This window comes from Mycolicibacterium sp. XJ2546 (assembly GCF_053483195.1).
In genome coordinates this window covers 68647-88555 of sequence record NZ_JBEFRW010000005.1, presented here as the reverse complement: position 1 = coordinate 88555, position 19909 = coordinate 68647, and the positions used below count along the sequence as shown (strand labels likewise).

19 protein-coding genes and 1 pseudogene are annotated in these 19909 nt (G+C 67.2%); 10 read left to right on the top strand and 10 right to left on the bottom strand.

The genetic code is table 11. From position 1 onward, the window contains the following. Nucleotides 1–7: 7 nt before the first annotated feature. Together ABQE44_RS10890 and ABQE44_RS10885 are read left to right on the top strand one after the other, a co-directional pair. A complete protein-coding gene (locus tag ABQE44_RS10890) occupies nt 8–1045 on the top strand; it encodes a hypothetical protein (protein WP_448429675.1) in 1038 nt (345 codons plus the stop codon). A 68-nt stretch (nt 1046–1113) separates the two neighbouring features. Then, the gene (locus tag ABQE44_RS10885) at nt 1114–1584 is read left to right on the top strand and encodes an SRPBCC family protein (protein WP_448429673.1); all 471 of its coding nucleotides are present in this window, start codon (nt 1114–1116) and stop codon (nt 1582–1584) included. 28 nt (nt 1585–1612) lie between these two features. Here ABQE44_RS10885 and ABQE44_RS10880 read toward each other — a convergent pair whose 3' ends face one another. Beyond that, nucleotides 1613–2293, bottom strand: a complete 681-nt coding sequence (locus ABQE44_RS10880; protein ID WP_448429671.1) for a TetR/AcrR family transcriptional regulator — start codon at nt 2291–2293, stop codon at nt 1613–1615. Nucleotides 2294–2475: 182 nt separating this feature from the next. Between ABQE44_RS10880 and ABQE44_RS10875 the strand changes: the two genes are divergently transcribed. Together ABQE44_RS10875 and ABQE44_RS10870 are read left to right on the top strand one after the other, a co-directional pair. Next, nucleotides 2476–3483: a hypothetical protein gene (locus ABQE44_RS10875; RefSeq protein ID WP_448429669.1), complete on the top strand. Its 1008-nt coding sequence runs from the start codon at nt 2476–2478 to the stop codon at nt 3481–3483. Between the two features lie 14 nt (nt 3484–3497). Then, nucleotides 3498–6119 carry an NAD-dependent epimerase/dehydratase family protein gene (locus ABQE44_RS10870; RefSeq protein ID WP_448429667.1) on the top strand — a complete coding sequence of 874 codons (2622 nt, stop codon included), beginning with the start codon at nt 3498–3500 and terminating at the stop codon, nt 6117–6119. Nucleotides 6120–6138: 19 nt separating this feature from the next. Here the strand turns inward: ABQE44_RS10870 and ABQE44_RS10865 are convergent, their stop codons facing one another. Genes ABQE44_RS10865 through ABQE44_RS10855 form a run of 3 tightly spaced genes read right to left on the bottom strand, consistent with a single transcriptional unit; the run spans nt 6139 to nt 8489 of the window. Next, nucleotides 6139–6930: a tyrosine-protein phosphatase gene (locus ABQE44_RS10865; RefSeq protein WP_448429665.1), complete on the bottom strand. Its 792-nt coding sequence runs from the start codon at nt 6928–6930 to the stop codon at nt 6139–6141. Further along, nucleotides 6930–8210 (bottom strand): acyl-CoA dehydrogenase family protein, encoded by a 1281-nt coding sequence (locus tag ABQE44_RS10860; RefSeq protein WP_448391455.1) that lies wholly within the window; start codon nt 8208–8210, stop codon nt 6930–6932. Before ABQE44_RS10860 ends, ABQE44_RS10865 begins: the two co-directional genes overlap by 1 nt. A 21-nt stretch (nt 8211–8231) precedes the next feature. Next, nucleotides 8232–8489 carry a hypothetical protein gene (locus ABQE44_RS10855; protein ID WP_448429663.1) on the bottom strand — a complete coding sequence of 86 codons (258 nt, stop codon included), beginning with the start codon at nt 8487–8489 and terminating at the stop codon, nt 8232–8234. Nucleotides 8490–8690: 201 nt separating this feature from the next. Here ABQE44_RS10855 and ABQE44_RS10850 point away from each other — a divergent pair, with 201 nt between their 5' ends. Both ABQE44_RS10850 and ahpD read left to right on the top strand, forming a co-directional pair. Further along, a complete protein-coding gene (locus ABQE44_RS10850) occupies nt 8691–9278 on the top strand; it encodes a peroxiredoxin (protein WP_448391453.1) in 588 nt (195 codons plus the stop codon). Nucleotides 9279–9280: 2 nt separating this feature from the next. Beyond that, nucleotides 9281–9814 (top strand): alkyl hydroperoxide reductase AhpD, encoded by a 534-nt coding sequence (ahpD, locus tag ABQE44_RS10845; protein WP_448391452.1) that lies wholly within the window; start codon nt 9281–9283, stop codon nt 9812–9814. Between the two features lie 232 nt (nt 9815–10046). Here ahpD and ABQE44_RS10840 read toward each other — a convergent pair whose 3' ends face one another. The 4 genes and pseudogenes from ABQE44_RS10840 to ABQE44_RS10825 all read right to left on the bottom strand — a co-directional run. Next, a complete protein-coding gene (locus tag ABQE44_RS10840) occupies nt 10047–11198 on the bottom strand; it encodes an acyl-CoA dehydrogenase family protein (RefSeq protein WP_448391451.1) in 1152 nt (383 codons plus the stop codon). A gap of 11 nt (nt 11199–11209) precedes the next feature. Beyond that, a complete protein-coding gene (gene pntB, locus ABQE44_RS10835) occupies nt 11210–12655 on the bottom strand; it encodes a Re/Si-specific NAD(P)(+) transhydrogenase subunit beta (RefSeq protein ID WP_448391450.1) in 1446 nt (481 codons plus the stop codon). Between the two features lie 3 nt (nt 12656–12658). Beyond that, nucleotides 12659–14188: a Re/Si-specific NAD(P)(+) transhydrogenase subunit alpha gene (locus tag ABQE44_RS10830; protein WP_448429661.1), complete on the bottom strand. Its 1530-nt coding sequence runs from the start codon at nt 14186–14188 to the stop codon at nt 12659–12661. A gap of 94 nt (nt 14189–14282) precedes the next feature. Continuing rightward, nucleotides 14283–14390, bottom strand: a pseudogene (locus tag ABQE44_RS10825) (CAP domain-containing protein); the annotation flags it as partial. 143 nt (nt 14391–14533) lie between these two features. On the opposite strand from ABQE44_RS10825, the gene ABQE44_RS10820 reads away from it, so the two are divergent. Further along, nucleotides 14534–15238 carry a TetR/AcrR family transcriptional regulator gene (locus tag ABQE44_RS10820; protein ID WP_448391448.1) on the top strand — a complete coding sequence of 235 codons (705 nt, stop codon included), beginning with the start codon at nt 14534–14536 and terminating at the stop codon, nt 15236–15238. Next, the gene (locus ABQE44_RS10815) at nt 15235–17031 is read left to right on the top strand and encodes an acyl-CoA dehydrogenase (protein WP_448429659.1); all 1797 of its coding nucleotides are present in this window, start codon (nt 15235–15237) and stop codon (nt 17029–17031) included. Before ABQE44_RS10820 ends, ABQE44_RS10815 begins: the two co-directional genes overlap by 4 nt. Here ABQE44_RS10815 and ABQE44_RS10810 read toward each other — a convergent pair. Beyond that, nucleotides 17028–18134, bottom strand: coding sequence for an alcohol dehydrogenase catalytic domain-containing protein (locus ABQE44_RS10810; RefSeq protein WP_448391446.1), 1107 nt, complete (start codon nt 18132–18134; stop codon nt 17028–17030). The genes ABQE44_RS10815 and ABQE44_RS10810 overlap by 4 nt on opposite strands. A 35-nt stretch (nt 18135–18169) precedes the next feature. Here ABQE44_RS10810 and ABQE44_RS10805 point away from each other — a divergent pair, with 35 nt between their 5' ends. Then, nucleotides 18170–18607, top strand: a complete 438-nt coding sequence (locus ABQE44_RS10805; protein WP_448391445.1) for an acyl-CoA thioesterase — start codon at nt 18170–18172, stop codon at nt 18605–18607. A 78-nt stretch (nt 18608–18685) separates the two neighbouring features. Beyond that, complete coding sequence (locus tag ABQE44_RS10800) at nt 18686–19126, top strand: SRPBCC family protein (RefSeq protein WP_448391444.1); 441 nt, start codon at nt 18686–18688, stop codon at nt 19124–19126. A gap of 18 nt (nt 19127–19144) precedes the next feature. Here ABQE44_RS10800 and ABQE44_RS10795 read toward each other — a convergent pair whose 3' ends face one another. Beyond that, the gene (locus ABQE44_RS10795) at nt 19145–19837 is read right to left on the bottom strand and encodes a GntR family transcriptional regulator (protein ID WP_448391443.1); all 693 of its coding nucleotides are present in this window, start codon (nt 19835–19837) and stop codon (nt 19145–19147) included. Between the last annotated feature and the right edge of the window lie 72 nt (nt 19838–19909).

The window sequence follows — 19909 nt, the reverse complement described above, 5'->3', positions numbered from 1 at the left end:
GCACAGCATGACAGCAGCACCTCCGGTCGGAGACCTCGACTTCGCCACCTCCGTCAGTTGTTATCAACCCAACCTCGCCATGCATCTACCGACCGCACAACCCTTTGGGCTGACCGAGCAGTCGACCTACCTGTACGGGGGGTGGCGCGACGAGTCGGGTGCGCTGCACATCGTCGAACGGAAGTTCTGCGGGCCGATGACGGCCGGGCTGTGGATGATGACCAATCGGTCCGGCAAGGTTCAACTCGCGCCGGAGTCCCTGCAGACGGTGCGAGGTGAGGTGAAGCGCGAATATACCGACACCGAACACCATCTGCACGGCTCGCTGCTCGGCAAGGCCGGCGGAGCACCCGAGGAGGGGCTGGAGTACCGGCTCACCGCCGGCGCGATGCACTGGCGGGAGGGCACAATCCTGCAACTCGACGGGGCGTTGGTCGGGCCGGGCATCCAGGTCGCCTCGCTGGACCATGACGAGCCGTTCTTCTATACCAGCGAGCTCTACAAGGTGACCGGCAGTGTGCTCGGCGAACAGGTGCAGGGCTTCGTGTTTCTCGACCACGGTTACTGGCCGCATGGCCAGGACTGGAAGGAATACCGCATCTTCAACGGCACCCAGCTGTCGTGGTCGGCGTTCGCGACCGAATTCGCCGACGGGCACGTCGAGTGGGGGCAGGTCGCCATCGGGCGCCAGAAGTTCAACTTCGTGGCCGTGGCCGACGAGGACGGCCCGATCGTCATGGACGTGGACACCGCCGGTGGCGTGGACCCCGACCCCGACGACTGGGCACAACGGATCGGCTACCGCGCCCACGACGGCCGAACGTGGGTGTTCGAGTTGGAACCCGGCGGGCAGATGTCGCAGTTCTCGGCGGCCCGCTGGGGCGGTTACCGGGCACAGGCGGGCAGCATTTCGCGCCACGGCGACGACCGCGACGTCAAGGTCGCCTTCGCCTGGGGAGAGTCGTTCATGGACCGCTTCCGTGACGAGGGGGTCGAATCCGTTGACCAGCTGCTGGCCTCGGACGAAGGGCAAGCTCATCGGTGATCACCGAACGCTCCGCACCGCGTTCCCGTGACCGAGAAGCCCGCTGACACCCGTGGTGAGGAGAACCGATGAGGCCGCTGGTGGAGGAAGTGTCGGTGCGCTTCGCGGCTTCGCCCGCTGCGATCTGGGCGCTGCTCAGCGATATCACCCAGATGGGTCGGTGGAGCCCCGAATGCACCGGCGCAACCTGGGTGGGTGAGGCGTCGAGCCCATTGCCCGGCAACAGGTTTCGCGGGACCAATCGAGTCGGGCCGCTGCGATGGTCGACGACGTGCACGATCGTCGCCGCCGAACCCGGCAGGCTTCTGGTCTTCGACGCCTGCCACTGGAGCGGCGCCACGACGCGATGGACGTTCGAGTTGAGCCCGGACGACCGCGGAACGATAGTGCGAGAGAGCTTCCGGACCATCGACTCGCCCGCTTTGATCATCATCCTCGATCGGCTTGCCCGTCGGCCGCGCCGATTGGGGGCCGGCATGCGGACGACGTTGGAACGGCTCAGTGCGCAGGCCGAGCGAATGCCTCCGCCGCGGTCGTGATCGCCGCGACCCGGGGTGACTGCCTGCGCTAGGACGCGTCGTCGAGGGCCAGCGACACGAAGTTGCGCAGCTCGGTGTCGAGGTGGTCGGGGCTCAACGGCGCCGCGCGGTCCATCGCACCCGCATGCTGGCTGTACAGCGCATGAATGAGCACGCCGCCGCCGATTGACTCGAGAACCGCGACGGGGTCGACCGTCTCCCGCAGGTCGCCCCTGCGGACCGCTTCGTCGAGAGCGGAGATGTTGACGTCGAAGTTGGGGTCCACCACCCGGCTGCGGAACGTGGCATAGAGCTCGGGAAACTGTTTGGCCTCCAGATGTATTCGCAAGCTGGCGATCCCGGCGGCCGAGGTGAAGTAGGTGTAGATTTCGCGGGCGTAGGTCATCAACCGATCGCGGATCGGCCCGTCGCCGGTGACTGTCGGCAACACGGCGTCGGCCAGGGCATCGAGAAGCAGCGCCTCGCGATCCGAAAAGCGCCGGTACAGCACATCTCGACTGACCCGGGCCGCCTTGGCGACACGATCGAAATGAAATCCCGTCCAACCGAATTCGGCGTAGACATTACGCGCGGCCAACAGGACGCGGGCGTCGATCTCGGGATCACGTGGACGTCCGCCCCCCGGCCTGCGTTTGCGTGGCGCAGTTGCCGGGGCAGTGCCTTCGGCGGCCGGGTTGCGCCGCTTGCGTGCGCTATGCGGTTCGGCCACGACCCTCCTCTCCAAGCCGCCCGACGGGAAGCGATCGAAGAATACTAGCCCCGTTGCTATTGCCAACACATAGTGTCGGTAATAAGGTGACGTGGTCGGCATCACTATCGAGCGGTTAGACCGGACGTGGCGCAGACACGAATTTCCCTATGCGACAAGCTGTTGTGCCACGAGGAGCAAACATGGCATCAGACATCGGATCGTTCCGTCATCGGGCGCTCACCGCGCCCTATACCCCTGACGTCAGCGTGCACCACCCCTACAACACCCCGTTCGGGCTGACGGAGCAGGTGGTGTACTTCTACGGTGGATGGCGCGAGGCCGACGGCACCTTGCACGTCTTCGAGCGCAAGTTCATCGGCCCCATGACGGCGGGTCTGTGGCTGATGAACGCCCGTGGCGGGTCGGTGAGCATCGAGCCGGACTCCGCGAAGACGGTTCGCGGCGAGGTGAAGCGGGAGTATGCCGACGACCGAGTCCTGTTGCACGGCGCGATGATGGAGAAGGTCGGTGACTCGGGCGGGGCGTTCCGCTTCGAGGCCACCCCCGGCGCCTTCGAGTGGCGTGAGGGCGACCTGTTGGCGCTTGACGGCTCCCTGGTCGGACCCGGCGTGCAGATCTACGCACCCGACCAGAACGAACCGATCCTCTACGTCAGCGAGCTCTACAAGGTCGCGGGCACGGTGCTGGGCGACGGTGTCGAGGGTTTCGTCTTCTGGGACCACGCCTACTGGCCGTCGGGCTACGACTGGAAGGAATTCCGGGTCTTCAAGGATCTCCAACTCGGCTGGGAGGCCTTCGCCAACGAATACGACGACGGCACCATCGAATGGGGCCACCTGTGCATCGGACGGGACGGCTTCAACTTCACCGGCGTCAACGACCCGAACGGTCCGCTGGTGATGGACAGCGGGGTCACCGGCGGCATCGACCTCGGCGATGACGACTGGGCGCACCGCACACTCTGGAGGGCATCCTCCGGCGAGGAATGGACCTTCGAACTCGAAGAGGGGGGCAAGCTCTCGGAGTTCACCGCGGCCCGGTGGGGTGGATATCGGGCCCAGGCCGGCCACACCCGGCGAACGGGGGAGAGTCGCGAGGTCCGGCTCGGCTTCAGCTGGCTGGAGACCTTCGGGGACCGGATCCGGGAGAGCAAGATCCCATCGGTCGAGGACGCGGCGATCCGCTGAGCGAAAGTCTGTCCGTGACGTCCGACGGTCCGGTGCTGGTCACCGGCGGAACCGGGGCCTTCGGGGCGGCCACGACCAAGTGGCTGATCCGCTCCGGACACGACGTCGTCGTGTTCGCCCGGCACGAGCCGCATGCCCTCCCCCAGGGGGCCCGGTTCGTGCAGGGCGACATCGGTGACATCCAGTCGGTCCGGCGCGGGATGGACGGCTGCGCCACGGTGGTGCACCTGGCCTGGGCGCTGAGCGGATCGGTCACGCACGATGTGGCCGAGCCGATCAACCTCGGCGGCACCCGCAACGTCCTGACGGCCATGACCCAGACCGGTTGCGCGCGAATGGTGTTCGCCTCGTCGGTGACGGCCTACGGCGCCCACCCCGACCACCCCCAGCCGTGGTGCGAGCACGAACCGCTCAACCCCGCCTACGGTCTGGTGTACGAGTGGCACAAGGCTCAGGCCGAGCGAATGATCGCCGAATCCGGGGTGCAGGCCCTGCGGGTGCGCCCGACGGTGGTCGTGGGACGCGACGCCCACAACGCGCCGGCGAATGTCTATCGGCAGTTGGCCATACCGAGCCTCGGAAGCCGCGCGAGAATCCAGATGGTCCACCAGGACGACGTGGGGCGCTTCTTCGCGCATGCCTGCGACAGCCCGCTGGTGGGTGCGGTCAACCTGGCGGCCGACGATCAGCTCAGCTGGAGGGACGTGGCACGTCTGGCGCGTCGCCCGCCTGTGCCGACACCCCCGCGGCTGTTGATGCCGACGGTACGGGCGTTGAGCCGGATCGTTCCGGCGGCTCGTTCGGCGCCCGAGCTTTTCGACCTCTTCCTGCATTGGCCCATCGCGGATACGGCACGGTTGAAACAGGACTTCGGGTTCGAGCTTGCGTACTCCTCTGCCGAGGCGATCGCGGATCAAGGCCGGCACGCCACCACCCACCTGGTGCTCGGCATGAAGGAATATCGTCGCCCGACCAAGCTCGACCGGGCTCGCCCGCACCCGGCCGCCCAGGCCGGCGTCGACGGGACCTCGCTTCAGGTGCTGTCCGGTGCGGCATCCGGCGAGTTCGACACCCCCCGTGGGGATCCCGCCTATCCGGAATGGACCTGCGCCAACCTCGAGGAGGCATTCCCCGGTCCGATGACCCCGCTGTCGTTGGAGCTCATCCGCGACGCGCTGTTCACCGGTGCCGACCAGGTGGCACTGCTGCTTCCGCTCGACGAGCAGATCCGCGACAACGTGCGGCGCAGGCAGCTCGCGATCTTCGGGCACCGGTTCTACCAGAACGTGAGCGTGCTCAGGGAAATGGCGTCCGCGATACCAGGGCAGACGCCGGAGGACTTCGAGCACCAGATCAACGGGCGACCGTATCCGCAGGACTACGTGCGGCCCCGTCCGACCATCCGGGATCTGCCCCGATTCGCGAAGTTCGCCGCGGTGGCAGTTCCGCGACTGGCCGGAATCGGCGCGGCGGCCGCCGCCGTCGAACAGCGCGCGGACGAAGTTTCGCGCACTGTCGCAGCCGATCTCACCGACGAACGGTTACGCGCGCACATCGAGATGCTTTGGGGAGACTGCATCGAGGGGTGGAAGGTCGGGTTGCTGTGCACCTTCCTGGTGAGTGTGCCCAGTTCCCTGCTCGAACGACGATACGGAATCACGGCTCTGCGCTCATCCAGCGAGGACAAGGATGTTCTGGCCAGCTCCCGGCTGCTTCGGGGGGTGAAGGATTTGGCGGCGCTCGCGCATCGGCGGGCAGCTGCCGCCGCAGTGCTCACGGCACCTGTCGACGAGGAAAGTTGGGCTGAGCTGCAGTGTGCTGACCCCGATTTCGCGCAACAGGTGAACGCACTGTTGGCCGCCGCGGGCCACCGCGGGCCGGGAGAGACCGAACTTGCCAACCCCGTCTACGCGGATGCACCGCATCTGCTGTTGCGCGCGGTCTCCGGCGCGGGAGGTGTCGACATAGAACTGGCCGAGGTACAGCGGCTCGATCTTGTCGGCAGGCAGCTCGAAAGGCTGAGCCGGTCAATGATCATACGGCGCGAGCGATGCCGCGACGCAGTGATGCGGTTGACACACCAGCTGCGGCTGGCGCTGCGTGAATCGGGTGATCGGCTCACCGATTCCGGGCGGCTCTGCGAAACGGGTGACATCTTCTACCTCAGGCGCGAGGAGCTGTTCGCCTCGGCTCTCGAGCTGGCGCCGATCGTCGCGCGTCGGCGTGCAGAACGTCAGCGCTTGACGAATATCGAGATGCCCCTGCGCTTCTCCCAAGGGATGCCTACGGCGGAACCGGCCCGTGGTGAGCCGACCGATCGGGTGATCGCCGGCGTATCCGCGGTGGCGGGCGTGGTTCGTGGTCGGGTGCGCGTGTTGCGCTCGCCCGACGACGACATGGAACCGGGAGAGGTTCTGGTGGCCAGGGCGACCGACACCGGCTGGACGCCGTTCTTCGCTAGGGCTGCTGCGGTGGTCACTGACATCGGCGGGATGATGTCGCACGCATCAATCGTGGCAAGGGAATTCGGCATCCCGGCCGTGGTGGGCACCGAGATCGCATCGCGGGTGCTCGAGGACGGGGCACTGGTGGAGGTGAACGGCGATACGGGAACCGTCACGGTACTCGAGTCCTGAACCGGGGCGGTGAAGGCCGTCAGCGCAGGGTGCTGCGCAACCTACTGACCTGGTCGGTGGTGATGCCGATGGCTTCGAGGTAATTGGACACCGACCCGTACCGTTCGTCGATCGTCTTCAGCGCGGCGTGCAGGTAGACGTCACGGACCCCGAGCACCTCCTCGGCCAGCCGAGCCTCGGTGAAGGTCTCGATCGCCCGGGTCTGTTCATCACCGCGTTTCCGCAGCGACTCCAGGATGCGCTCACGCAGCTGCGGCACAGCTTGATTGCTGCGCAGGTAGTCGGCCATCACCGCATCACGATCCACACCGATGGCCTCCAGTGTCACCGCGACGGTGAAACCGGTGCGGTCCTTGCCCGCGAAGCAGTGCGCCAGCACGGGCCGCTCGTTGGCCAGCAGCGAAATCACCCGTCGGACAGCGGATTGCGCTCCGGGCAGCGCGGGATACTTCGCGTACTCATCGGTCATGTACCGGGCGGCCACGACCGCCACGTCCTCGTCCTCGACGCTTTGTCCCAGGGCCTGCTCGAACGCCTGCTCGTGGGGTGCCTGCTCACCGAGTTCGCGAAACGGCAACCGGTGAACCGAAACCGTGTCGGGCACCCGACCGGCGCCGAGCCGTTCGACCTCGCGGTCCGAACGCAGATCCGCCACATCGGAGATACCCAGTTCGACCAGCCGCTGGCGGCCCTCCTCGGAGAGGCTGCTCAGCTCGCTGGACCGGAACAGGCGACCGGGCCGCACACCGGTGGTCGCCGCGACATCCCGAAAGTTCCAGGCGCCCACCAGTTCCCCGGTGCCGACAGCCACTAGGACGTCACCGCTTCACCCGATTGGCGGCTCGCCGCCGAATTTGATTGGCGGCTCGCCGCCGACGCGAGAGAGCCCTTCTCCCGGCCCAACTCGGCGCGCGCGATGGTGCGCATGTGCACCTCGTCGGGCCCGTCGAACAGCCGCATCGCCCGGTGCCAGCCGTACATGCGGGCCAGCGGGACGTCGTCGCTGACACCGGCGCCGCCGTGCACCTGGATCGCGCGGTCGATGACGTCGCACGCCACCTGCGGAGCCACCGCCTTGATCTGGGCCACCTGCACCTGAGCGTCCTTGCTCTTGTTGCCGTGCTGGTCGATGGTCCACGCGGCCTTGTGGCACAGCAACCGAGCCTGGTCGATCTCGTTGCGGGACTTGGCGATCGACTCACGCACCACACCCTGCTCGGCGAGCGGCTTGCCGAACGCCACCCGCTTCTGCACGCGGTCGACCATCAGCGTCAGCGCACGTTCGGCCGCACCGAGCGCGCGCATGCAGTGGTGGATGCGGCCGGGGCCCAGTCGGGCCTGCGCGATCGCGAAACCGCTCCCTTCTTCGTGCAGTAGGTTCTCGACGGGCACCCGCACGTTGTCGAACACGATCTCGCAGTGCCCGTGCTGGTCCTGCCAGCCGAACACCGGCAGCGAGCGCTGGATGTCGACGCCGGGGGTATCGGTGGGCACCAGGATCATCGACTGCTGCTGATGGCTGGCCGCGTCGGGGTTGGTGCGGCCCATCACGATCATGATCTTGCAGCGCGGGTCGGCTGCTCCGGTGATCCACCACTTGCGCCCGTTGATGACGTAGTCGTCGCCATCGCGCAGCATGGTGGTCTCGATGTTGCGGGCGTCGCTGGAGGCCACGGCGGGCTCGGTCATCGCGAACGCGCTGCGGATCTCACCGGCCAGCAGCGGCTCGAGCCACTGCTTGCGCTGCTGTTCGGTGGCGAACAGATGCAGCGTCTCCATGTTGCCGGTGTCGGGCGCGGCGCAGTTCACCACCTCGGGTGCGATCTCGAGGCTCCATCCCGTCAGCTCGGCCAACGGCGCGTATTCGAGGTTGGTGAGCCCGGAGACCGGTGGCAGAAACAGGTTCCACAGACCCTGCTCCTTGGCCAGCGCCTTGAGGTCTTCGACGACCGGCGGAACGGTGTGGTCCTTGGGACCGGCCTCTTCACGGTGCCGGTGGTAGGCCTCCTCGGCGGGAAAGACGTGTTCGGTCATGAAAGCGGTCAAGCGCTGGTGATAGTCCTGCACCTTGGCCGACATCGCGAAGTCCATGCCGCCACGATATGACACCCGCTAAACCGGCTTGTGCTGCGTCGGGCTTTGTTCGGACTCCCATTTGGCCTCCAGCGAGCGGGTGACCCGGGCGTCGGCGGCGTATTCGACCTCGAACGTCGCGCCGTCGTCGTCCTGGTAGGTCACGACCACCGCGCCGTCGCGGGCGTCCTGGTGGACCACTTGGTAGGGCGCCGGCTCGGCGCCGCCGACGGCAACGCGCACGATATCGCCGGGCGCGACGTCGTCGATGGGGTCGTTCTCGGAGATGTTTGCCATCCTCTCGACGGTAGCAACCGGTATGTGCCCCCGCCGTCGTGCGACGGCGGGGGCCGAAATCGGCTGAAACCGAACCTATTTCACCGGGCCGGTGTGGCCACTATCACGTTCGTAGCCCTTGTCTTTAGCCGGTAAAAGGAACAGAATCGTATGCGTAATCTGGACTGACTCCAAACTAGACCAAGGATGGTGTGCAAACACATGGCATTGCTGACGATCGGTGACCAGTTCCCCCGCTACGATATGGCGGCGGTTATCGGCGGTGATCTCTCGGAGGTCGATGCCAAGAAGCCCGACGACTACTTCACCCGTGTGACCAGCGATGATCACGAAGGCAAGTGGCGGATCGTCTTCTTCTGGCCGAAGGACTTCACCTTTGTGTGCCCGACGGAGATCGCGGCCTTCGGCAAGCTCAACGAGGAGTTCGAGGACCGCGACGCGAAGGTGATCGGTGTCTCGGTCGACAACGAGTTCGTGCACTTCCAGTGGCGCGCCCAGCACGAGGACCTCAAGACGCTGCCGTTCCCGATGGCCTCGGACCTCAAGCGCGAGCTGTCGCTGGCCACCGGCGTACTCAACGCGGACGGTGTCGCTGACCGGGCCACGTTCATCGTCGACCCCAACAACGAGGTTCAGTTCGTGTCGGTGACCGCCGGCTCGGTGGGTCGTAACGTCGACGAGGTGCTGCGGGTGCTCGACGCCCTGCAGTCCGACGAGCTGTGCGCCTGCAACTGGAAGAAGGGCGATCCGACGATCAAGCCCGAAGAGCTTCTCGCCGAGGCGGTGTAACCGTGAGCATCGACCGCATCAAGGAAGCGCTTCCGGAATACGCCAAGGATCTCAAGCTCAACCTCAGCAGCATCGTCAAGACGACGGAGCTGACCGAACAGCAGCTGTGGGGTGCGCTGGTGGCGACCGCCGCGGCCACCAAGTCCGAGCGGCTGCTGCGCGAGATCGCCGAAGACGCGCTGGACATCCTCAGCGAGGAGGCCTACAATGCCGCCCTCGGCGCGGCCGCCATCATGGGGATGAACAACGTGTTCTACCGCACCAAGGGGCAGCTCGACGGCGCCTACGACGACCTGCGGGCAGGCCTGCGGATGAACATCATCGGCAACCCGGGCGTCGCCAAGGACGACTTCGAGCTGTGGTCGTTGGCCGTCTCGGCCATCAACGGCTGCGGGCACTGCCTGGCCGCGCATGAGAAGACGCTGCGCGACGCGGACGTGTCGCGTACGGCGATCTTCGAGGCGATCCGGCTGGCATCGATCGTCTCCGGCGTCGCACAGGCGCTGCAGACGGCTGACGTGCTGACCGCCGTCTAGCCGAACCCAACGAAAGAGCGGGGCACCCTGATGGGTGCCCCGCTTTTTCGTCATATCGGATGATCATTCGAGCCGATTCAACTTTGAGCCAGTGCTCTTCGCGCTTGCCGTGGTGCGACCACACCGGCGGCGCCGTGCCGATTCCCTCGCCGAGCAGACATAGAAGGTTGCAAACGCAGCTGCAGAACACGTTTCTGTGTCTGCTCGCGGTCCAGGGGTGCCCGGCGAGCGGTCAGGAAGTCAGGCCGCGCGCGATCACCAGGCGTTGAATCTGGTTGGTGCCCTCGAAGATCTGGGTGATCTTGGCCTCGCGCATGTAGCGCTCGACCCGGTAGTCGCGCGTGTATCCGACGCCGCCGAACACCTGCACCGCGTCGGTGGTCACCTTCATCGCGGCGTCTGTGGCGACCAGTTTGGCGATGCTGGCCTGCTGGGAGTACGGCTGGTCGAGATCGCGACGCCGCGCGGCATCCAGGTACGTGGCGCGCGCGCTGGCCACCGCGGCGGCCATGTCGGCCAGCAGGAAGCCGAGCCCTTGATGGTCAATGATCTTGCGGCCGAACGTGGTTCGCTCGTTCGCGTACTTGACGGCTTCGTCGAGGGCGGCCTGCGCCAGCCCTGTTGCGACCGCGGCGATGCCAAGGCGGCCGGAATCGAGTGCGGAGAAGGCGATCTGCAGACCTTGGCCCTCGGCGCCGATGAGGCGTTCGGCCTCGATGTGAGCGTGGTCGTAGAACGCCGACGTCGTCGGGACCGCGTGCAGGCCCATCTTCTCCTCGGGCTTGCCGAAGCTCAGCCCGGGCAGATCACCGGGGACCAGGAAACAGCTTATCCCCCTTGGCCCTTCGCCGGTGCGGGCGAACAAGGTGTAGAAGTCGGCCAGCCCGCCGTGGGTGATCCAGGACTTCGACCCGTTGAGGACATAGCCGGGCACCGGCCCTTCGTCAGAAAGCACAGCCGCACACCGCAGCGCCGCGGCATCCGAACCGGCCTGCGGCTCGGACAGGCTGTAGGCGCCGATCTGCTCACCGGACAACATCTGCGGCAGCCAACGCTTCTTCTGCTCCTCGCTGCCGAACGCCAACAGCGGATGCGAGGACAGGCTGTGCACGCTGACCGCCACCGCGACCGCCGCCCACCGCGCCGCGATCTCCTCGAGCACCTGCAGGTAGACCTCGTAGGGTTGGCCGCCGCCGCCCCACTCCTCGGGCTGCGGCAGGCTCAACAGCCCAGCCGAACCGAGCGCACCGAACACCCCGTCGGGATAGGTCTCGGCCTTCTCGTGGGCGTCGACGATCGGGTCGAGCACCTTGTCGGCGATGTCGCGGGTGAGTGCGATCAGGTCATGCGCTTCGTCAGTTGGTAACAGTCTGTCGACCGGCATGGGTATCGACCTTAATGAGCGGCGGCGAGCGCATCTGACAGCGCGGCGTTGATCGCGTCCACCCGGTCCTTGGCATCGCCGAACAACATTTGGGTGTTCTCCCGGAAGAACAGCGGGTTCTGCACCCCGGCGTAGCCCGACGCCATGGACCGTTTGAACACGATGACGTTGTCGGCGTTCCACACCGTCAGCACCGGCATGCCGGCGATCGGGCTACCCGGATCCTCGGAGGCGGCCGGGTTGACGGTGTCGTTGGCGCCGATGACCAGCACGACGTCGGTGCCGTCGAAGTCGTCGTTGATCTCGTCCATCTCCAGCACGATGTCGTAGGGCACCTTGGCCTCGGCCAGCAGCACGTTCATGTGGCCGGGCAGCCGGCCCGCGACCGGATGGATGCCGAACCGGACGTCGACGCCGCGTTCGCGCAGCCGGCGCGTCAGGTCGGCGACCCCGTACTGAGCCTGCGCGACGGCCATCCCGTAGCCGGGTGTGATGATCACCGAGCGGGCGTTGGCCAGTAGTTCGGCCGCACCGTCGGCGGTGATCTCGCGGTGCTCGCCGTAGTCGGTGTCGTCGGCGGGTCCGGCCTCGATCCCGAACCCACCGGCGATGACCGAGATGAACGACCGGTTCATCGCCTTGCACATGATGTAGGACAGGTAGGCACCGGATGAGCCGACCAGCGCGCCGGTGACGATCAGCAGGTCGTTGCCGAGCAGGAAGCCCGCCGCCGCGGCTGCCCACCCCGAATAGCTGTTGAGCATCGACACCACCACCGGCATGTCGCCGCCGCCGATCGAGGCGACCAGGTGCCAGCCCAGCAGCAGCGCCAGCACGGTCACCACCACCAGCACCCACAGCTGCGGGTCGATCACGAACCACACGGTGAGCGCGGCGAAGACCACCAACGCGCCGACGTTGAGGAAATTCTTACCCGGCAGCATCAGCGGCGCCGACTTCATCCGAGCCGAGAGCTTGAGGTTGGCCACGATCGAGCCGGTGAACGTCACCGCGCCGATGAACACCCCGATGACGACCTCGGCGGAATGGATGCCCAGCATCCCGTCCTGACCCAGCTGCACGGCTTCGGCGCCGGTTGGGTCGGCCTCGACGTGCAGGTAGCCGTTCCAGCCGACCAACACGGCGGCCAGGCCGACGAACGAGTGCAGCAACGCGATCAACTCGGGCATGCCGGTCATCTCGACGATCCGCGCGCGCCACAACCCGATCACCGCGCCGATGACCATGGCCACCGCGAGCAGACCCAACCCCAGCGGCTCGATCCGGTGGTTGATGGCCAGCGCGATCGTCGCTACCAGGGCGATCGCCATGCCGCCGATGCCGTAACTGATGCCGGCGCGGGAGGTCTCGTGCTTGGACAGCCCCGCCAGCGAGAGCACAAAGAGCAGCGCCGCGACGACGTACGCCGCGGTGGCGGTGGTCTCGATACTGAACATGGGTTAGCTCCTCGTGAACATGGACAGCATGCGGCGGGTCACCGCGAAACCGCCGAAGATGTTGATGCTGGCGATCAGGATCGCGACGAAGGCCAACGTGGTGATGATGACGTCACCGTGGCCGATCTGTAGCAGCGCGCCGACGATGATGATCCCGGAGATCGCGTTGGTCACCGACATCAGCGGGGTGTGCAGCGCGTGGTGCACGTTGCCGATCACGTAGTAGCCGATCACGATCGCCAGCGCGAAGACCGTCAGGTGCACCTGCAGCGCGGCCGGTGACAGGGCGATCAGCGCGAACAGCGCCGCGGCCGCCGCGAACGTCAAGCCGAGCCGGCGCGCGTTAGACATCGGCTCCTTGGCCGGTTTGGCCTCGACCGCGGCGGCAGGGGCCGCCGCCGGCGCCGCCGACACCTGCACCGGCGGAGGCGGCCAGGTGACTTCACCGTCGCGAACGACGGTCATCGAGCGCTGGACGACGTCCTCGAAGTCCAGGGTGAGTTGCCCGTCCTTCTCCGGGGTGAGCAGCTTGAGCAGGTGGACCAGGTTGGTGCCGTACAGCTGGGAGGCGGTGGCGGGCAGCCGGCCGGCCAGGTCGGTGTAGCCGATGATCGTCACGTTGTTGTCGGTGACGACGGCCTGATCCTTGACGGTGCCCTCGACATTGCCGCCGTTGGCCGCGGCCATGTCGACGATCACGCTGCCCGGCTTCATCGACGCCACCATCTCGGCGGTGATGATGCGCGGCGCCGGCTTTCCGGGGATCAGCGCCGTCGTGATGATGATGTCGACGTCCTTGCACTGTTCGGCATAGAGCGCGGCCTCGCGGGCCTTGTAGTCCTCGCCCATCTCCTTGGCGTAGCCGGTCTTGGAAATCTCAGCGACCTCGGCCGCCGGGTCGACGGACAGGTACTCCCCGCCCAGTGAGCGGACCTGATCGGCGACCTCGGGCCGCGGGTCGGTGGCCTTCACGATCGCGCCGAGGCTGCCCGCCGCACCGATGGCGGCCAGCCCGGCCACCCCCGCGCCGACGACGAGCACCTTGGCAGGCGGCACCTTGCCCGCCGCGGTCACCTGACCGGTGAAGAACCGTCCGAAGCTGTGCGCAGCCTCGACGACCGCGCGGTAGCCCGCGATGTTGGCCATCGACGACAGCACGTCCAGCGACTGCGCCCGCGAAATGCGCGGGACGGCGTCCATCGCCAGCGCCGTGATCGGGCGTGTGGACAGCTTCTCCACCAGGTCCGGGTTCAGCGCCGGAGAGATGAGGCTGACCACCGTCGCACCGTCGCGTACTGCGGCGATCTCGCTATCGGTCGGTGCGTTGACCTTGAGCACGATCTCGGCACCCCATGGGTCACCGATGCTGGCGCCCGCCTCGACGTAGGCGTCGTCGGCGAAGCTGGAAGCGGCGCCTGCACCCGACTCGACGACGACGGAATAGCCCAGCTTGATCAGCTGCCCGACGGTCTGCGGCGTGGCGGCGACGCGCGTCTCACCCGCGTGGGATTCGCGCGGTATCCCAATGATCATCCGGGAGAGTCTGCCATCTGTCTTCTGGCGACCAAATTCCCCTCCGACCGTCAGCGGTAGGAGGGGACGAAATCAGCCAAGCGCTACCGCGGGCTCACACCGGGGGGTAGGCCGGGGGTGGGTAGACGCCGCGCAGGATCCAGGCGAACCAGGCCGCTCCGTACTCCAGCTCGTCGCCCGCGTCATAGTCCGGGTTCGGATCCACGTGATCACCTCTCGAGTGCGGCTGGTTGTGGCGTAAGTCTAGACCCGTTGCCGGTGTCGGCGATAGCCCGAGCACATAAACTAGCCAACCAGTTGATTGATGCCCCGGACACCTTCCGGGCCTGCATATAGTGAGTCGCCATGTCCGTTACGTCACCTGCGACACCGCCTGATCGCGCGGGCGGTTCATCGGGCAACGGGATGTCCCGGCGCGAAGAACTGTTGGCGGTCGCCACCAAGCTGTTCGCCGCACGCGGCTATCACGGCACCCGAATGGACGACGTGGCCGACGCGGTCGGGCTCAACAAGGCCACCGTGTACCACTACTACGCCAGCAAGTCGCTGATCCTCTACGACATCTACAAAGGCGCCGCCGACTTCACCGTCGACGCCGTGCATGACGACCCCAGCGCATCGGCGCGCGAGACGATCTACCACTTCACCCGCAGGCTCCTCGTCGGCATCGCCAGTGACATCGAACGCGCCGCGGTGTACTTCCAGGAGGGCCCCTACATCACCGAGTGGTTCACCGAAGACCAGGTGGCTTACATCCGCCAGGCCGAGGCGCAGGTCTACGAGCACATCCGCGACGTGATCGACCGCGGTATCGAAAGCGGCGAGTTCTATGACTGCGACTCGCACGTGCTCGCCCTCGGCTACATCGGGATGACGCTCGGTGCGTACCGCTGGCTGCGGCCCCAAGGCCGGCGCACCGCCGGCGAGATCGCCGTCGAGTTCAGCACGGCGCTACTGCGCGGGCTGATCCGCGACGAGACCGTGCGGGTGGAATCACCGCTGGGCATCGACCTACCGAACACCGAGAATGCGGGGCAGGCTCAATCATGAAATCCACCCTGCTGTCCCGACGTGACCTCGACTTCTTGCTGTTCGAGTGGCTGCGCGTCGACGAGCTGACCAAGCGCCCCAGGTTCGCCGAGCACTCCCGCGACACGTTCGACGGCGCGCTGGACCTGTGCGAGCAGTTGGCCACCCGCTACTTCGCGAACCACAACAAGACCAGCGACGCCAACGAGCCCAGCTTCGACGGCGAGAAGGTCACCGTCATCGACGAGGTCAAACAGGCCTGGGACGCATTCGCCGACGCCGATCTGCTCGGCATGTCGATGGACAACGAACGCGGCGGCGCCCAACTCCCAATCGCCGTGGCCGAAGCCGGCTTCGCCTGGTTCGCCGCCGGTAACATCGCCACCGCCGGCTACCTCATGCTCACCATCGCCAACGCCAACCTGGTCAGCCGGTTCGGCACCGCCGAGCAGATCGACAACTTCTTCGAACCGATGCTGGCCGGCCGGTTCTCGGGCACGATGGCGCTCTCGGAAACCCAGGCCGGGTCGTCGCTGGCCGATATCACCACGCGGGCAGAACCACAGGACGACGGCAGCTACCGGCTGTTCGGATCCAAAATGTGGATCTCGGGCGGGGACCACGAGTTGACCGACAACATCGTCCATCTGGTGCTCGCCAAGGTTCCCGGCGGCCCGCCGGGCACCAAGGGCATCTCGCTGTTCATCGTGCCCAAATTCCTGATCGACGCGGACGGCTCGATCGGCGAGCGCAACGACGTGGCGCTGGCCGGGCTGAACCACAAGATGGGCCAGCGCGGCATCACCAATACGTTGCTCAACTTCGGCGAGGGCAAGTTCACCCCCGGCGGAAGGCCCGGCGCCGTCGGCTATCTGGTCGGCGAAGAGCACCGCGGCATCGTCTACATGTTCACGATGATGAACGAGGCCCGGCTGCTGGTCGGGATGGCCGCCGTCGCTCTCGGGTACACCGGGTACCTCAAATCGCTGCAGTACGCGCGCGAGCGTCCACAGGGCCGCGCGCTGACCGCCAACGACCCCACGGCGCCGCAGATCCCCATCGTCGAGCACGCCGACGTCAAGCGAATGCTGTTGGCGCAGAAGGCCTATGTCGAAGGCGGGATGGCGCTGCAGCTGTACTGCGCCAGGCTCATGGACCTGATGCACAGCGCCGAGACCGACGAGGAGCGCGACGCCAACTCGCTGTTGCTCGACCTGCTCACCCCGGTCGGCAAGAGCTGGCCGTCGCAGTGGTGCGTGGAAGCCAACAGCCTGGCCATCCAGGTGCTCGGCGGTTACGGCTACACCCGCGAGTACGACGTCGAACAGCACTACCGCGACAACCGGCTCAACCCCATCCACGAGGGGACCCACGGCATCCAGAGCCTGGATCTGTTGGGCCGCAAGGTGACTGCGCGCGGTGGCGCCGCGCTCGGTGCGCTGGGCGCCGCCCTCGGCCGGTCGGTGGCCACCGCCGGTGAACTCGGCGGCGAGATCGCCGAGCACGCCGCTGCGTTGGAGGTCAGCTGGCAACGCCTCGTGGCGGTCACCACGGCGATGTTCGGCTCCGGTGACATCGAAGCCGCGATGGCCAACAGCGTGGTCTACCTCGAGGCGTTCGGCCACATCGTGGTGGCGTGGATGTGGCTGGAGCAGCTGATCGCCGCGCACGGCCGCGACGGCGACTTCTATGACGGCAAGCGCGCCGCGGGCCGCTACTTCTTCCGCTACGAGCTGCCCAAGACCGCACCGCAACTGGATCTGCTGGAAAGCCTGGACCGCACCACGCTGGACATGCGCGAAGCCTGGTTCTAGTCGAAGAGGACGACCTGACGCACCGCGGCGCCGTCGGCCAGCGCGTCCATCCCCGCGTTGACGTCGGCCAGCGCGATGGTCGACGACACCAGCGACTCCACCGGCAGCCGCCCGTCGCGCCACAGCCCCACGAAGTGCGGTATCTCCCGCGCCGGCACCGCCGAGCCGAGGTAGCTGCCGATCAGTGAGCGACCTTCGGCGACGAAACCCAACGGCGACAACGACATCCGCGCATCCGGGGCGGGCAGGCCGACGGTGACAGTGCGCCCGCCCGGCGCCGTCAACGCGATCGCGGTCTGCACCGCCGCGGCATGTCCGACGGCCTCGATCACCACCGCGGCCTTGATACCGCCGTCGAGCGCCTCCTGCGGCGTGTACGCGTCATGCACGCCGAGGTCGCGGGCCCGCGCCAGCTTGTCGGGCAGCCGGTCGACGCCGACGACGCGGACGTCGGCGTGCGCCAGCGCGGTGAGCACCGCGGCCATCCCGACCCCGCCGAGACCCACCACGGCCACCGTGTCGCCTGCACGGGGGCGGCCGGCGTTGAGCACGGCGCCGCCGCCGGTCAGCACCGCACAACCCAAAAGCGACGCGACCACCGGCGGCACATCGGACTCCACGGGCACCACCGAACGGCGGTCCACGACCGCGTGCGTGGCGAACCCCGAGACGCCGAGGTGATGGTGCACCGGTTGGCCGTCGCGGCTCAGCCGTCGCGCACCGGTCATCAAGGTGCCCGCGTTGTTGGCCGCGCTGCCGCGCACGCACGGCGTCAACCCGTCGGTGGCGCAGGCCGCGCACTGCCCGCAGCGCGGCAGGAACGTCATCACGACCCTGGCGCCGGCGTCGACGTCGGACACCCCGGTGCCGACGTGCTCGACGATCCCGGCGGCTTCGTGGCCCAACAACATCGGCACCGGCCGCACCCGGCTGCCGTCGACCACGGAAAGATCCGAATGACACAGCCCCGCCGCCTCGATGCGCACCAGCAGCTCGTTGTCACCCGGCGCCGCCAGTTCCAGCTCGCCCACCGATAGCGGACGCGACTCGGCGTACGGCCGGGGCCGACTGATCTCCTCCAGCACTGCGCCGCGGATTCTCATGGCTACCAGCCTGCCGCGGCTGACACACTGCTGCCATGAGCAGTGCTGAGCCGCCGCCGAGTGCCCGCGACTTCCCGGTGCACTGGCCAGCGTCGACGCGGTGGATGGACAACGACATGTTCGGCCACCTCAACAACGCGGTGTACTACGGGCTGTTCGACACGGCGATCAACGGCTGGATCAACACCACCTGCCGGATCGACCCGGTGACGGCGCCCTGGCTCGGCGTGGTGGCCGAGTCCGGCTGCCGCTACTTCTCCGAGCTGAAATTCCCCGACCCGTTGACGGTCGGCCTCGCGGTGACCCGGTTGGGCACCAGCAGCGTCACCTACCGGTTGGGGCTATGGCGGTCCAACGGGCCGGTCGCCGCGGTGGGGCGCTGGGTGCACGTCTATGTCGACCGGGCCGGCCGCAGGCCGGTGCCGATACCCGAGCCGATCCGCGCACTGCTGGAAACGGCACGCACGGAATAGTCGGACGACGATCAAGCGGCGAGGCACGAGCCGCGTTGAGGAGTTCGACCAATCAGGAATAGTCGATATGCTCGACGAATGCCGCTCGTGAGCAAGACCGTCGAGGTGTCGGCGCCCGCCGAAGCGATCATGGGGATCGTCGTCGACTTCGAGTCGTATCCGGAATGGAACCCCGAGATCAAGGGCTGCTGGGTGCTTGCCCGCTACGACGACGGCAGACCGAGTCAGCTGCGCCTCGACGTCGTCGTGCAGGGGCAGTCGGGCACCTTCATCACCGCGGTGTACTACCCGGGCGACAACCAGATCTACACGGTGCTGCAGCAGGGTGACCACTTCGAGAAACAGGAGCAGAAGTTCTCGGTGGTGCCGATCGGGTCGACAGCGCTGCTGACCGTCGACCTCGACGTCGAGACCAAGCTCGCAATCCCCAAGACGATGGTCAAGAAGGCGATCGCCGACACTCTCGACTATCTGGCCGACAACCTCAAGGCCCGCGCCGAGCAGCTCGCCGCCACGTAGGACCCGGGGTGGGGCGGCTCAGCTCCACAGCCCCGATTCCTCCAGCCGCGCGATCAGCCGCTGCGCGCCGTCGGTGAATTCGCCTCCGGTCAGCCGGACGACGCTGGCGGCGTCGCGTCTGCGCAGCGCGGCGATGAGCTCGGTGTGCCGGGCCACCGCTGACGCGCCCCAGCCCGGATCGCGGGTGTAGACCCGGCCCGGCAGATAGCGGGCGACGTGCAGCAGGAACCACGCCAGCTTGAGCCGCCCGGCGGCCAGGTTGAACGCCCGGTGGAACGCGAACTCGGCGGCCGAGATCTCCTTGGCGTCGCCCTGCTCGATCGCGGCGGCCAGGGCGTCGTTGAGCTCCTCGAGCTCGTCGATCTGCGCGTCGGTGATGCGTTCGGCGACCGTCGCGGCCAGCTCCTTGGCGATCGTGCCCTGCAGCCAGAAGATGTCCTCGACGTCGGAACGCGTCAGCGGGACGACCACATGTCCGCGGTGCGGTTCCAGCTGCACCATGCCTTCCCCGCGCAGGGTGCGCAGTGCTTCTCGCACCGGAGTGATGCTGACGCCCAGCCGAGCGGCGGTCTCGTCGAGCCGGATGTAGGTGCCCGAGCGCAGCGCTCCGGTCATGATTTCGGCGCGGAGTCGGCCGGCGACCTCGTCGGACAGCTGTTCGCGACGCATCCCGCGGTGAGGCCCCCGGAACGGGGTGGCGGGTGCGTTCACTATCGTCTCCGGTCATCAAGGCGAGGACTTGTCCCTGCGCCGCCGAGGCCATAGTGTGACCGGGGCAACACC